Source organism: Polynucleobacter sp. JS-JIR-II-c23 (genome assembly GCF_035011225.1).
Lineage (GTDB): Bacteria > Pseudomonadota > Gammaproteobacteria > Burkholderiales > Burkholderiaceae > Polynucleobacter.
Genome location: NZ_JAYGQT010000001.1, coordinates 198,885 through 213,364 on the forward strand (window position 1 = coordinate 198,885; position 14,480 = coordinate 213,364).

A 14,480-nucleotide genomic window follows, 5' to 3' on the forward strand; every position below is an offset into this window, starting at 1 on the left:
AGGGCGTTACGAAGCCGTGATTGTATTTCTGTGTTCAAATAACTCATGTAGAAGAGGATATTTGTTAAAACCCATGTTTCTGTCGATGCCCCGTCTTTCAGGTTTGAAATTGCTTCCGCTAATTTGGGCGCTAGCTCTCTCGGCATGCGCCGTCGGCCCAGACTTCAAGCAACCCGAAGCACCTAAGACCTCTTCTTATACAGAAACAACGCTATCCAAGAAATTGACAACTGCACCCGGCGTTCCAGGCGGTAGTGAGCAAGAGTTTGTTGAAGGCGCAGATATAGAGGCGCAATGGTGGGGGCTCTATAAATCTCCCGAGCTCGATGCTCTTATTAAAAGAGCGCTTGAGCAGAATCCGAATTTAGGTGCAGCCGATGCAGCATTGCGCGCCGCTCAGGAAAATGTGAACGCACAGATTGGCGGCCAATACTTTCCATCAATTGGTGTTGGTGCAAATGCAATAAGACAGAAACAACCTGCAGCCGTGTATGGCATGAACTCCGGCTCTAACATTTATAGCCTTTACAACACGACAGTCAATGTGACTTATAAGTTAGATGTATTTGGCGGTGCTCGTAGAGCGGTTGAAGGTGCGCGCGCGCAAGCAGAGGTGGCACAGTTTCAATTAGAGGGCGCCTATCTTTCTTTAACAGCTAACGTAGTGACGAGCGCTGTTAAAGAGGCCGCACTGCGCGCGCAGATGCAAGCTACAGAAGAAATTTTGAAGGCTCAAACGAATCTTGCCGAAGTAACTGAGAAGCAGTTAGTCATTGGTACGGTTTCTAAGGTAGACGTCACATCCCAGCGAACCTTGGTATCAAACTCTCAAGTGGATCTCTTTAATTACGAACGAAATCTTGCATTTGCGCGCAATCAATTAGCAGTGCTAGTGGGAGAAATTCCGAGCAACGCTAATATTGCCAAGTTTGATTTGGCCAATTTGCATTTGCCAGAGAAGCTACCTCTATCGGTGCCTTCCAGCCTAGTGCGGCAACGTCCCGATGTGCGGGCGGCTGAGGCCCAGTTAAAGGCTCAAAATGCCTTCGTGGGCGTTGCAACGGCGAACTTATTGCCGCAATTTAATATCACAGGATCTATTGGTGCAGCCTCATTAACTTCCAATGGATTGTTTGGGCCGAACTCTGCCTTATGGTCACTTGGCGGAGGCATCTTGCAGCCATTGTTCCAGGGTGGTCAGCTGTTGGCGCAGCGTCGTGGAGCCATTGCTAACTATGAGCTAGCAGCATTTCAATATCAGGCAACTGTCTTAAATGCATTCCAAGAAGTAGCCAATGCATTACGTGCACTAGAGACTGGTGCGCAAGCACTCAAAGCAGCATCAGACGCAGAGCGTTATGCCTATGAAACTCTGGACTTAGTGCAGCAACAATACAAACTCGGTACAGCCAGTTATTTAGCAGTGCTCTATTACCAAAATCAGTATCAGCAAGCAAAAGTGAAATCAGTTGCAGCACAAGCAACTCGCTTCTCAGATACCGCAGCTTTATTTGCAGCATTAGGTGGCGGCTGGTGGAATCGTGAAGGCCCTGCTTTTAAACCAAAAGACATAGCGAACAAAGATCAAAATGAAACTTCTGGAACAAATTAAGAACAAGCTCGTTGCTTTGATTCTTGCCTTGTGGGCATGGATGCAACGTAAAGCAATTGAATGGAAATTGCGTGAGAGAGCAATTGCTCTTTGGGAAAAGACCAAAGCCTTTTGGGCTCGCATGGGTCAAAAATGGCGTGGTACCAAGGCTCATGAAAAGCTTATGGCAATGGAGCCCTTGCAGCGCCGTATGACCATCATGCTTTGCGGTGTATTTTTATTATTGGGCCTGATCTTCGCTTTCAATCAGCTGAAGACTTTCATGATTAAGCATTTCATCGCGGGCATGGGATTGCCTCCTGCAACGGTATCCACCTTGGTTATTGCGAATGCAGAATGGCAGCCTAAGTTAACTAGCGTTGGTAATGTGCGTGCATTTAGGGGTGTTGAGCTCAGCACGGAGATTGGTGGCTTAGTGCAGACTGTGCCCATTAAGTCAGGTCAAGACGTTAAAGAGGGCGAACTCCTCATTAAATTAAACGATGCATCTGATGTAGCTCAATTGAATTCTTTAAAAGCAATGTCTGATCTAGCTAAAGTCATTAATGAGCGAGATAGACAGCAGTTAGCAATTCAGGCAATTAGTAAGAACGTATTTGATACGAGTGCTGCTGATTCCAAATCAAAACAAGCGCAGGTTGAGCAGCAAACTGCTTTAGTAGCCAAGAAAAACCTCAAGGCGCCATTTAGTGGTCGTGTAGGTATTGTTTCTATCAATCCAGGACAGTATGTAAACCCTGGCGATAAGTTACTAACGCTACAAACCTTGGATCCTATTTTTGTAGATTTCAACTTACCGCAAAACAATGCTGAACTCATTCAGGTTGGCCAAGAGGTTGAGGTGACTACTGATGCATTTAAGGATTCAAGCTTCACGGGCAAGATTACTGCTGTTAGTCCAAAGGTCGATAGCAATACCCGCAATATTCAAGTCGAAGCGCAACTCGCTAATCCGGATAAGAAAATTTTGCCGGGCATGTTTGCCAATGTGAATATCAAGTTGGGTGATCAAGTGAAATACCTGACCCTGCCTCAGACAGCAGTTACTTATAACCCATATGGCTCGACCATCTTTATCGCTAAACCTACCGGCAAGAAAGATAAGCAAGGCAATCCAGCCCTTGAGGCACAACAGGTATTTGTAACGACTGGATTAACTCGTGGTGATCAGGTGGCCATTTTGAAGGGTGTTGATGAAGGCGCAACGGTGGTGACTAGCGGTCAGCTTAAGCTCAAGAATGGCACGCCACTAATTATTAATAACAAGGTGCAGCCAGCTAACTCACCTGATCCAAAGCCGCAGGAATAAATAGCAGATGAATTGGACTGACATATTCATCCGCAGACCAGTGCTCTCCATGGTGGTGAGCGCTCTTGTGTTGATTTTTGGTCTGAAGGCAATTGGTTCTTTGCCTGTAAATCAATATCCGCAAACGCAAAATGCGATTGTGACCATCACTACGGCCTACTATGGTGCCGACCCTGAAACGATTGCTGGGTTTATTACTCAACCTCTTGAGGCATCTATAGCTCAGGCACAAGGGATTGATTACTTATCTTCTGCCAGCGTGAGTGGGGTCTCCACTATTACTGCAACTCTGAAGTTGAACTATGACTCAAACGCGGCATTAACGCAGATACAAACTCAAATTAGTGCGGTAAAAAATCAGTTGCCACCGCAGGCACAGCAACCTATTTTGACGGTGCAGGTAGGGCAATCTACTGCTGCAATGTATATGGGTTTCTATAGCGATGACATCCCCAACAATGCCATCACTGACTATCTATTGCGTGTTGTAAAGCCAAAACTGGATTCTGTTGAGGGAGTTCAGAATGCAGAGATCACTGGTGGTCGCAAATTTGCCTTACGCGCCTGGTTGGATCGAGAGAAGATGGCCGGTCTTGGCGTGGGCGCCGATGATGTTTATAACGCCATGTCAGCCAATAATTATTTATCAGCAGTTGGAAGTACTAAAGGCGAGATGGTCTCGGTTGATTTGGTTGCCGGTACCGACTTACATACTCTGGATGAGTTTCGCAAGTTAGTCATTAAAAAAGATGGCGTGAATATTGTGTATTTAGACCAGGTGGCTAATGTCACCATGGGGTCTGAGGACTACAACACGAACGTTGCCTTTAGCGGTAAGAGGTCAGTATTTATTGCCATTAAGGTTGCGCCACAGGCCAACCTATTGGAAGTAGCGCAACGTGTTCGGGATGTGGTGCCAGATATTCAGAAGCAATTACCCATTGGCATGACGGGCAAGATTGTTTATGACTCTACCAAATTTATTACTAGCTCTATTGATGAAGTGGTGTCTACTTTAATAGAGGCCTTGGTGATTGTGACTGTGGTGATCTATCTCTTCTTGGGCAGTGCTCGTGCGGTTGCTGTTCCAGTGATTGCAATGCCTTTATCGCTCATTGGTACTTTCTTCCTCATGCAAGTGCTGGGTTATTCGATTAACTTGCTTACCCTTCTCGCTCTGGTCTTGGCAATTGGATTGGTGGTGGACGACGCCATCATCGTGGTGGAAAACGTTGACCGTCACATGAAGGAAGGTAAGTCACCACTAGAGGCATCTTTAATTGCTGCCCGCGAATTAGGCGGACCTATTTTGGCAATGACAGTGGTGCTGATTGCGGTGTATATCCCGATTGGCTTTCAGGGCGGTTTGACGGGTGCGCTGTTTACTGAGTTTGCCTTTACTTTGGCTAGTGCAGTAGCGGTTTCAGGTTTAATTGCTTTAACTCTCTCACCCATGATGTGTTCTCGTATCTTTACAGAAGAGCAAGAGGCTTCACCTTTTGTACAAAAGATTGATCGTATTTTTGAGAAGGTACATCACAGCTATCAAACCACTTTGCGTGATTTGCTAAGCACTTGGCAGGTCATCATCGTGATGGGAGTCATCTTGCTAGGTGGCGTAGCTTATTTGTATTCAACTGCGCGTGCTGAATTGGCGCCAACCGAAGACCAGGGTATTGTTTTGATGCAAGCATCAGGACCTCCCAATAGTACGGTGACGCAAATGCAGACTTATGCAGATCAAATCTACGCAATTGCTGCTGCAGAACCAGAATACGAACAGGCTTTTCAGATCACGAGTCCAACTTCGAGCTTTGGCGGTATCTTGCTGAAAGATTGGGGTGAGCGCGGTCGTAATGCAACTCAGTTCCAAGAAGATATGCAGCAAAAGTGGAACTCCATTGCCGGCGCACGCGTTGCCGCCTTCCAGTTTCCGGCCTTACCGGGAGCACAAGGCTTACCCGTGCAGGTTGTTATTAATACAACAGAATCTTATGCGGCGTTAAATGAAGTCTCACAAGCAGTGCTTGATAAAGCACGCCGCAGTGGCAATTTCTTCTTCGTGGATTCTGATCTTAAGATTGATAAGCCACAAGATGTTTTAGAGATTGATCGAGAAAAAGTCGCTGCCTTAGGCATGACTCAGCAACAAGTCGGCTCAGCCTTATCTGCTGCTTTAGGTGGTGGCTACGTTAACTACTTCTCTGTAGCTGGACGTTCTTATCGCGTGATCCCACAAGTGAAGCAAGTGGATCGTCTAAATCCTGATCAAATATTGGATTACTACATTCGCACGCCTAGTGGCGCGATGGTTCAAGCGCGCACTATTGCAACGATTAAACAAAGAGTGGTGCCGCAGTCTATTAATCACTTCCAGCAATTGAATTCAGCAACGATTTCGGGAGTGAGCACGCCATTTATTTCGCAAGCGGATTTATTGGAGTTTATGCGTCAGACTCTGAAAGAGGTTGCGCCGAATGGTTACACCATGGACTACGCAGGCCCGTCACGCCAATTTATGGCTGAATCCGGTGGATTCTTGGTCACCATGTTCTTTGCGATTCTGATTGTGTTCTTGGTGCTTGCAGCTCAGTTTGAAAGTTTCCGGGATCCGATTGTGATTTTGGTTTCTGTGCCGCTAGCTTTATTTGGTGCCCTGATCTTTATTAATTTGGGATTCACAACCTTAAACGTCTATACCCAAGTTGGCCTAGTCACACTCATGGGCTTAATTAGTAAGCACGGTATTTTGATCGTGGAGTTTGCGAATGAACTTCAGGAGGCGGGGCGCAGTAAGCTCGACGCCATCGTCGAAGCAAGTAGCGTTCGTTTGCGCCCGATTTTGATGACAACTGCAGCAATGGTTTTAGGTGTACTGCCTTTGGTGATTGCTTCTGGGGCGGGTGCCGCAGGACGTAAATCGATGGGTATTGTAATTTTCACTGGCCTGTCAATTGGTACGCTGTTCACACTCTTTGTAGTGCCAGCAATGTACTTATTTATTGGTGCCGATCACCACGCCAAGAAATTTAAGCAGCAGTAAAAATGAAAGACAGAAAAACTATTTAACGATATTGAGTTCTTTTTCAACAATATCGTTAAAGCAAGTTTCTGACTCTAAGCGCTTCATCCAAGCGTCAACATTCTTAAGTGCTGCACGCTCGCCAGTGTGTTGTGGGAAGGTCTGATTTAGAAGAATCCAACGACTGACACACAGAGCTAGAGCAATATCTCCAATCTGAAATTGATTGCCCGCGCAATAGCTTTGCTTAGACAATGTTTGATCAAGTAATCCAAGCAACCGATTAGTTTCTTGATACCCCTTGAGAATGGATTCGTATTTACGTTCTGCCTCTGGTGTTCTGGTGAGACCCAGAAATGCAATCCGTAGTGCTGGCCACATCGTGCCCAATTGCCAATCCATCCATTTCTCGGATTCGTACTGAGTCTTAATATCTGCTGCAAAGCGCCCAGTCTGATCATGCTGACGGGCTAAGTAGCGCATGATGGTATTGGATTCCCAAAGCACCACTTGACTATCTTCCAGTGTAGGTACTAAGCCATTTGGGTTGAGATTTAAAAACTCTGGAGTGTTATTGATACCAAATTGTAGGCCAGCATCGAGGCGCTCAAAGTCTTTGCCTTCCTTAAGTCCAAGCTCAGCAAGGCACCACAATACTTTTTGAACGTTAATAGAACTTTTGCGACCCCATAAACGCATCATGGCATTTCCTTACAAAGATGAAGTGGTATTAGCTAGCTTTAGTTTCTGTGAAATCGAGACCAACAAATTGGCTGCGCGCAAAAATGAGGGGCTCTCGTTCAGGATGATTTTTTAAGTTAATTACTTTGGCAACAATGATATTGTGATCGCCGCCAATATGAACACAAACAGTTTCACACTCGTAATAAGCTACACAATGATCAATCTGCGTAAGTCCGCTAGCAGCTAGCTTGTGATCAATTCCCTTGAATTGATCGGTCTTCACATTAGCGAAATGCATTGCCAAATTCTCTTGCGAGCGTTCTAAAACATGAATCAAATGTTTCTTGCCAAGCTCAACCCAAGGCATCAGACGTGAATGTTTCTTGAGGCTCCAAAGAATAAGTGGCGGCTCGAGTGAGACGGTGTTGAAGGAGCTAATCGTAATGCCGTGAGAATTATTTTCCTCATCCAGGCAAGTGATAACAGTGACCCCAGTTGCAAATGATGCAAAACCTTTGCGTAGCTCTTGTGAAGTAAACGGGGTCATTAGTCTTTGCTTATTTAGCTTCAGCTTTTGCTGTAGCGGTCAGTGTTGTACCGGGAATGGGATTTAACACTTCATTCTCTTCAGCTTTTACGCACTTGAAGCGATATTCCTTGCCTGCCTTGGATAGAAAGCTGGCGCCTTCATAGAAATCATCTTTACAGGTCTTAGTGGCAAAATCCATAACATCCTGCGGCGCAGCGCTAGAGGTGATCAGGCGCATATTGCCCATGGACATATTAATTTGGGTGGAATAGCAGCCAGATAGCGCCAAGCCAGAAATCGTAGTTAATAGTAGAATTTTTTTCATGGAAACCTCCATAATCAGCAATGCTCGTTAGGATAAACCTATTAAGCAATTGTTGCGGGGAAATACCTCGTTCTAAAAGGAAGAGACATGTTTAAAGCAATATTGGTAAACAAGGATGATCAAGGGTATCGCGCAGAGTTAGCCCAAGTCGATGAGGCGAAGCTCCCAGAAGGTGATGTTCGCGTAAAGGTCCTATATTCCACCCTCAATTACAAGGATGGCCTGGCTATCACGGGTAAAGGCCCGGTAGTTCGCAGCTTCCCAATGGTGCCAGGCATCGATTTTGCTGGTGAAGTGATGGAGAGCACCAGTTCCGACTTCAAGACTGGCGACATGGTGCTTCTCAACGGCTGGGGAGTTGGGGAAGGGCATTGGGGCGGCCTAGGACAGCAGGCCCGTGTGAAAGCCGATTGGTTGATTCCACTGCCCAAGGGGTTTACTGCTAAACAAGCATTAGCCATTGGCACTGCCGGTTATACCGCCATGCTCTGCGTTATGGCACTACAAAAGCATGGGCTTAAGCCAAGTGATGGTGAGGTTCTAGTCACCGGTGCTGCAGGCGGCGTTGGCAGCTTTGCCATCACCCTTCTTAGCAAGCTGGGCTTTACTGTTTTCGCGAGTACCGGTCGTATGGCTGAAGCGGATTACCTGAAGAAATTGGGTGCAACTGAAGTAATTGATCGCGCTACTTTATCTGCTCCTGGTAAGCCATTGGCAAAAGAGCGATGGGCTGCAGTGGTTGATAGTGTTGGTAGTCATACCTTGGCTAATGCGTGTGCACAGACCAAGAGCGATGGTGCAGTAGCTGCTTGTGGCTTGGCGCAGGGCATGGATTTTCCTTCTAGTGTTGCACCATTTATTTTGCGCGGAGTGACTTTGTATGGCATTAATAGTGTGACTGTGCCACGTGCAAAACGCATTGCCGCCTATGAGCAGTTGAGTAAGTTGGTGGATCTGAAAACCTTAGATGAAATCTCTCATGAGATCACGCTTGAGGAGTCGATCAAATACGCGCAAGAATTAATGGCGGGCAATGTACGTGGACGATTGATTGTCGACGTCAATAAATGAAAAAGAAATAAAGATTGGTATTACTGCGGTGCTTGGGGTTTGCGACTTGGAAGTTGCGTCCAAACCTCAAGCTTCTCAGGATTCGTGAGATCTGACCAATCAGCAATTTCAGTCAAGGTACGATAGCAGCCACGACAGTAACCATTTTCAGGATTAATGTCACACCAATTAATGCAAGGCGATGGAACTGTTGTCAAAGCAAACCTAGAAGTAAAAAATCAATCAATAACACTACGCCATGAATACTCAAAACAAAGCAAGTTCTGAAGCTGCAATTCATTATCCCTTAGGAGACGCTCTTCCGGAAGTGGGTAGCAGCATAGAGGTTGCGCCAGGTGTTCGCTGGATCAGAATGCGTCTGCCTTTTGCTTTAGATCACATCAATCTTTGGCTGCTGCGCGATGAAATTGATGGCGTTGCGGGTTGGACGATTGTGGACTGTGGCATTGCTAATGAAGAGACAAGAAACTCTTGGGAGCAAGTGTTTGCTACTCAGCTTGAAGGCTTACCAGTCTTGCGCGTGATAGTGACGCATATGCATCCTGACCATGTGGGTCTATCACAATGGCTCTGTGAAAAATGGCATGTCCCCATGTGGATTTCCATGACAGATTACTTAACTGCTCAATGGTTAAGTTGCAAAGAGGGTGGTGCTGCAGTTGGTTCACGCGCTGGCAGTGGTGGTTCTGCAGATCACTTTCAAAGACATGGTTTAACGGGCTCAGAAGATTTAGAAAAAATTCGCGGGCGCTCCAATTACTACAGCAATATGGTTCCTGGAGTGCCGCGTCAATATCGTCGCATTATTGATGGCGAGTCTATTTTGATTGGTGGTCGTGCGTGGCAAGTCATCATGGGTTATGGACACGCCCCAGAGCATGCTTCTCTCTTCTGTAAAGAGCTTGGAGTATTAATCTCTGGAGATATGTTGTTGCCTCGCATCTCTACTAATGTGAGTGTTTATGATGCTGATCCAGATGCAGATCCGCTAGGCTTATATCTTGACTCTATTGAAAAATATTTAGTATTGCCTGAGGATGCATTGGTACTTCCTTCACACGGCAAACCATTTACTGGAATTAGGCCGCGTGTTGCGCAACTCAAAGCGCATCATGAAGATCGCTTGGCGGATACTTTGGCCGCATGTAAAAAACCGGCACATGCTAGGGAGATTGTGCCGGTCTTGTTTAAGCGTGAATTAGATATTCATCAACTCACATTTGCAATGGGTGAGGCTATTGCTCATCTGAATTACCTACTTCGTCGAGGAAAGTTGCATCGCCAGCTTTGCGAGGACGGCGTGTTGCGGTTTTCCGTGGTTTAGCGCTAGTCGTTTTGGTCTTAGATTCTTCCTTTGGGGCGCTTGTTGAGCTGGCTGCTGAGCTAGCTGCAGAGACAGCATCGCCAAAGGACTTGAGAGCCATCATGGTGGCATGCTGAACTTCTAGCCCCTGAATCGTTGATTTGAGGATGTTGAGGTTCAAATTGAGCCAGTTTTCAACGCTTTTCAGGTCCTTAATGCGCTTTTCTAGCTCATCTACATCCAAGCCAGGAAAGGCTGAAGCAAAGCCACCTGCAGCCTTAGAGGCATCTGCCGTGAAGGGGAACTGCCCGGCCTGACCTGCGGCACCTTGCCCCCACATGGTTTTAAACATATCTAAGCTTTGATTGAATTCTGGAATGGTTCCAAACATAGGGGCTCCGGGGTAAATGAAAAGTGGCTTTTCCAATAGAATAAGGGATTCTAGAGATTAATCCCGGTTTAACAATGCAATCTAATGGTTTGTCCCAGCCCTATACCCGCGGTCAAAAGCTTCCCGAGCTATTAAAGCAGCGCATCCTCATTTTGGATGGCGCCATGGGCACCATGATTCAACAATACAAGTTAACCGAGGTTGACTATCGTGGTTTACCGGGGAATACTCGTTTTGCGGATCATCCTGGAGATATCAAAGGCAACAATGAGCTCCTGGTTTTGACCCAGCCGCAAATTATTAGCAAGATCCATGAGCAATATTTGGATGCGGGCGCTGACATTATTGAGACCAATACTTTTGGTGCAACTTCAGTCGCTCAAGAAGATTACAAAATGGCCGGCTTGGCACGCGAGATGAATGAAGTCTCCGCCAGATTAGCGCGCGCAGCTTGTGAGAAATACAGTACACCTGATAAACCGCGTTTTGCTGCCGGTGCAATTGGACCTACACCAAAGACTGCGAGCATTTCACCAGATGTTAATGATCCTGGTGCACGCAATGTAAGCTTTGATGTATTACGCGCCTCGTATCGCGAGCAGATTGAAGGTTTATTTGCGGGTGGCGTCGATTTATTTTTGGTTGAAACCATTTTCGATACGCTCAATGCCAAAGCAGCATTGTTTGCCCTCGACGAATTTTTTGAAGAGACTGGTGAGCGTTTACCGGTAATGATTTCTGGAACAGTGACTGATGCATCTGGACGTATTTTGTCAGGCCAAACAGTTGAGGCATTCTGGAATAGTTTGCGTCACATTAAGCCACTCACTTTTGGCTTGAACTGTGCATTAGGTGCCGCTTTAATGCGCCCTTATATTGCAGAGCTAGCAAGAATTTGCGATGCGGCAGTGTCTTGTTACCCCAATGCGGGTTTGCCTAATCCGATGAGTGATACGGGCTTTGATGAGACCCCAGAAATCACTTCTAGCCTAGTAGATGGTTTTGCTAAAGATGGCTTAGTAAATTTGGTAGGTGGCTGCTGCGGTACGACACCTGATCATATTCGTGCAATTGCGAATGCCGTTGCTAAGCGTAAGCCACGTGCCTTCTATCGCGAAAATGCGGAGATATCAGCATGAGCAAGATAGAGAAAAAAGTAATGCCAGCGATGAAGCTTTCTGGCCTTGAGCCATTTAACGTGACCTCTGATGTTGGCTTCGTCAACATCGGTGAGCGTACGAACGTCACAGGCTCAAAAGCATTTTCCAGAATGATTTTGAATAATCAATTTGATGAGGCGCTCGTTGTGGCGCGTCAGCAGGTTGAGAATGGCGCACAAGTCATCGACATTAATATGGATGAAGCGATGTTAGATTCTGAGGCGGCGATGACACGCTTCCTTAATTTGATCGCCTCTGAGCCTGATATTGCACGTGTTCCTATCATGATCGATTCCTCCAAGTGGAGTGTGATTGAAGCAGGTTTGAAGTGCATTCAAGGTAAGCCAATTGTGAACTCGATCTCCTTAAAAGAGGGTGAAGAGTCTTTCAGAAAACAAGCGCGTTTAATTCGTCGTTATGGTGCTGCTTCTGTAGTGATGGCTTTTGATGAGGTAGGGCAAGCCGATACCTTTAAGCGTAAGACAGAAATCTGTCAGCGCTGCTATGAGATCTTAGTGAATGAAATTGGCTTTCCAGCTGAAGACATTATTTTTGATCCAAATATTTTTGCAATTGCAACGGGCATTGAAGAGCATGACAACTATGCGGTTGATTTCATTAACGCTACTCGTTGGATTAAAGAAAACCTCCCTGGCGCTAAGGTAAGCGGCGGCGTTTCTAATGTGAGCTTCTCATTCCGCGGTAATGACCGTGTGCGTGAAGCAATTCATACGGTGTTCCTGTATCACGCCATTCAGGCCGGCATGGACATGGGCATTGTGAATGCTGGTCAGTTGGGCGTCTACGCTGATTTGGATCCTGAGTTGCGTGAGCGTGTTGAGGATGTTGTCCTTAATCGCTTTAAAGAAAAGGATGGCAAAACACCTACCGAGCGATTGCTCGATATTGCTGACCAATTTAAGGGTGGTGGCGCTAAGCAGGTCGAGAACCTAGTGTGGCGTGAAGCCCCTGTACGTGAGCGTCTAACGCATGCCCTAGTGCATGGCATCACTACCTTTATTGAAGAAGACACCGAAGAGTTGCGCGCAGAAATTATGGGCGCTGGCGGTAGACCTATTGAGGTCATTGAAGGTCCTCTGATGGATGGTATGAATGTCGTGGGCGACTTGTTTGGTGCGGGCAAGATGTTCTTACCTCAAGTAGTTAAAAGTGCGCGTGTGATGAAGCAAGCAGTTGCCATATTGATTCCGTACATCGAAGAAGAGAAGCGTCAACATATTGCAGCAGGTGGCGAAGCTAAGGCTAAGGGCAAGATCGTCATGGCTACTGTGAAGGGCGACGTGCACGATATTGGTAAAAATATTGTGACCGTTGTTCTGCAGTGCAATAACTTTGAAGTAGCCAATATGGGTGTAATGGTTCCTTGTGCAGAGATTCTCAAGCGTGCCAAAGAAGAGAATGCAGATATTGTTGGTTTATCTGGATTGATTACACCTTCGCTAGAAGAAATGACTTATGTTGCGCAAGAGATGCAACGCGATGATTGGTTCCGCGAACGTCAAATTCCGCTGATGATTGGCGGCGCAACGACTTCACGTGTTCATACAGCAGTGAAGATTGCCCCACACTACGATGGCCCCGTGGTGTATGTGCCTGACGCATCTCGTTCGGTTTCAGTAGCTTCCAGCTTGCTGTCCGATGAAAGTGCCAAGAAATTTATTCAAGATTTACGCGATGACTATGTGCGTATTCGTGAGCAACATGCAAACAAGAAAGCAGCGCCAACAATTTCTTTATCTGCAGCCCGTAAAAATCGCGAGATGATTGACTGGTCTGCATATGTTCCAGAGAAGCCAAAGTTTATTGGTCGTCGTATATTTAAAAACTTTGCGCTGAGCGATATTGCTAAATATATTGACTGGACACCTTTCTTTCAGACTTGGGATTTGGCTGGCAAGTTTCCGGCGATCTTGGATGATGAGGTGGTTGGTGTTGAGGCGCGCAAAGTCTTTGCAGACGCCCAAGACTTGCTTGATAAGTTGATTAAGGGGCAATGGTTGCAAGCCGATGCGGTGGTGGCTTTCTATCCAGCCAATACCGTTGGTGACGATATCATTTTGTATAGTGATGAAGCACGCGAGCATCCTTTGTTTGTATGGCATAACTTGCGACAGCAGTCTGAACGTCCGGTAGTAGAGGGGGTACGCAGACCTAATCGTTGTTTAGCAGATTACGTAGCGCCAAAAGATTCTGGTATAGCTGATTACCTTGGCTGTTTTGCAGTGACTACTGGTCATGGTGTTGAAAAGAAAGTGGCTGAGTTTCAGGCAAAGCACGATGATTACAGCGCCATTATGTTGAAGGCCTTGGCTGACCGATTGGCAGAAGCATTTGCTGAGCTGATGCACCATCGGGTGCGTACAGACTTATGGGGCTATGCAACAGATGAGATTTTGACAAACGATCAAATGATCAATGAAGAGTACCGCGGTATTCGTCCGGCACCTGGTTACCCAGCCTGCCCTGCACATGAAGTTAAAGAGGATTTATTACGAGTCATTGGCTCTGAAGATATTGGCATGACTCTGACCGAGTCAATGGCCATGAATCCAGCTTCAAGCGTGAGCGGTTTCTATCTGGCTCATCCGGATGCGCGCTACTTCAATGTGGGCAAGCTATCGGATGACCAGGTTGAAGACTTGGCTAAGCGCCGTGGGCAAAGTATTGAGGACACCCGTCGTCAGCTAGCGAGCTTGCTAGATTAAACGCCCCACATGACGGGCTCGTCTTTGGCTTTGGACTGCTTCATGAGCTCCAGGAACGGGTAGGCTCGCTGTCCAAGGCGATCGGCCAGCTTAGGCTTCTCAGCGCCCTTCTCGGACTCGTCATTTGCTTTAGTCCGCTCCTCAAGATCTTTGAGGATGGCAGTTTCTAGAGCAGTGATGAGGTCTGGCAGTTGCTCAACGGTCAAAATTCCGCGAGGCTCCAGGGGGCGCCCCAAAATATCAAAAATTCGTTTAGTCAGATCCGCCAGCATGATGACATCTGGACCAGCCTTTGAGCGAAATTGATAGATCATTTCGATAGCTTACCACCTGATAAACTCACTTATC

Annotated in this window: 13 protein-coding genes; 7 read left to right on the forward strand and 6 right to left on the reverse strand. The window is 46.6% G+C overall.

Going from position 1 to position 14,480, the window contains the following annotated elements; genetic code table 11:
* The first annotated feature begins 85 nt into the window (after nt 1–85).
* The 3 genes from VC159_RS01135 to VC159_RS01145 all read left to right on the forward strand — a co-directional run bounded on the left by VC159_RS01135 (nt 86) and on the right by VC159_RS01145 (nt 5,964).
* Nucleotides 86–1,612, forward strand: a complete 1,527-nt coding sequence (locus VC159_RS01135; RefSeq protein WP_323472428.1) for an efflux transporter outer membrane subunit — start codon at nt 86–88, stop codon at nt 1,610–1,612.
* Nucleotides 1,613–1,781: 169 nt separating this feature from the next.
* A complete protein-coding gene (locus VC159_RS01140) occupies nt 1,782–2,921 on the forward strand; it encodes an efflux RND transporter periplasmic adaptor subunit (RefSeq protein WP_323473546.1) in 1,140 nt (379 codons plus the stop codon).
* A 7-nt stretch (nt 2,922–2,928) separates the two neighbouring features.
* Nucleotides 2,929–5,964 (forward strand): efflux RND transporter permease subunit, encoded by a 3,036-nt coding sequence (locus VC159_RS01145; protein ID WP_323472429.1) that lies wholly within the window; start codon nt 2,929–2,931, stop codon nt 5,962–5,964.
* An 18-nt stretch (nt 5,965–5,982) separates the two neighbouring features.
* Here VC159_RS01145 and VC159_RS01150 read toward each other — a convergent pair whose 3' ends face one another.
* Genes VC159_RS01150 through VC159_RS01160 form a run of 3 tightly spaced genes read right to left on the reverse strand, consistent with a single transcriptional unit; the run spans nt 5,983 to nt 7,481 of the window.
* On the reverse strand, nt 5,983–6,645 hold the full coding sequence (locus tag VC159_RS01150) for a glutathione S-transferase family protein (protein WP_323472430.1): 663 nt from the start codon (nt 6,643–6,645) through the stop codon (nt 5,983–5,985).
* 28 nt (nt 6,646–6,673) lie between these two features.
* Nucleotides 6,674–7,174 (reverse strand): flavin reductase family protein, encoded by a 501-nt coding sequence (locus tag VC159_RS01155; protein WP_072582631.1) that lies wholly within the window; start codon nt 7,172–7,174, stop codon nt 6,674–6,676.
* 10 nt (nt 7,175–7,184) lie between these two features.
* Nucleotides 7,185–7,481 carry a hypothetical protein gene (locus VC159_RS01160; RefSeq protein ID WP_215321134.1) on the reverse strand — a complete coding sequence of 99 codons (297 nt, stop codon included), beginning with the start codon at nt 7,479–7,481 and terminating at the stop codon, nt 7,185–7,187.
* Nucleotides 7,482–7,568: 87 nt separating this feature from the next.
* Here VC159_RS01160 and VC159_RS01165 point away from each other — a divergent pair, with 87 nt between their 5' ends.
* Nucleotides 7,569–8,552: an MDR family oxidoreductase gene (locus VC159_RS01165; RefSeq protein WP_323472431.1), complete on the forward strand. Its 984-nt coding sequence runs from the start codon at nt 7,569–7,571 to the stop codon at nt 8,550–8,552.
* Nucleotides 8,553–8,572: 20 nt separating this feature from the next.
* Here the strand turns inward: VC159_RS01165 and VC159_RS01170 are convergent, their stop codons facing one another.
* On the reverse strand, nt 8,573–8,749 hold the full coding sequence (locus tag VC159_RS01170) for a DUF1289 domain-containing protein (protein ID WP_072582634.1): 177 nt from the start codon (nt 8,747–8,749) through the stop codon (nt 8,573–8,575).
* A gap of 41 nt (nt 8,750–8,790) precedes the next feature.
* Here VC159_RS01170 and VC159_RS01175 point away from each other — a divergent pair, with 41 nt between their 5' ends.
* Nucleotides 8,791–9,876, forward strand: a complete 1,086-nt coding sequence (locus VC159_RS01175; RefSeq protein WP_323472432.1) for an MBL fold metallo-hydrolase — start codon at nt 8,791–8,793, stop codon at nt 9,874–9,876.
* On the opposite strand, the gene VC159_RS01180 is transcribed toward VC159_RS01175, so the two are convergent.
* Complete coding sequence (locus VC159_RS01180; protein ID WP_072582636.1) at nt 9,788–10,246, reverse strand: PhaM family polyhydroxyalkanoate granule multifunctional regulatory protein; 459 nt, start codon at nt 10,244–10,246, stop codon at nt 9,788–9,790. The two genes, VC159_RS01175 and VC159_RS01180, sit on opposite strands and share 89 nt — an antisense overlap.
* 74 nt (nt 10,247–10,320) lie before the next feature.
* Here VC159_RS01180 and VC159_RS01185 point away from each other — a divergent pair, with 74 nt between their 5' ends.
* On the forward strand, nt 10,321–11,385 hold the full coding sequence (locus tag VC159_RS01185; RefSeq protein ID WP_323472433.1) for a homocysteine S-methyltransferase family protein: 1,065 nt from the start codon (nt 10,321–10,323) through the stop codon (nt 11,383–11,385).
* Nucleotides 11,382–14,132, forward strand: coding sequence for a methionine synthase (gene metH / locus VC159_RS01190; RefSeq protein WP_323472434.1), 2,751 nt, complete (start codon nt 11,382–11,384; stop codon nt 14,130–14,132). The genes VC159_RS01185 and metH overlap by 4 nt, the downstream gene beginning before the upstream one ends.
* On the opposite strand, the gene VC159_RS01195 is transcribed toward metH, so the two are convergent.
* Nucleotides 14,129–14,446, reverse strand: a complete 318-nt coding sequence (locus VC159_RS01195; protein WP_323472435.1) for a DUF1840 domain-containing protein — start codon at nt 14,444–14,446, stop codon at nt 14,129–14,131. The two genes, metH and VC159_RS01195, sit on opposite strands and share 4 nt — an antisense overlap.
* Nucleotides 14,447–14,480 lie beyond the last annotated feature (34 nt).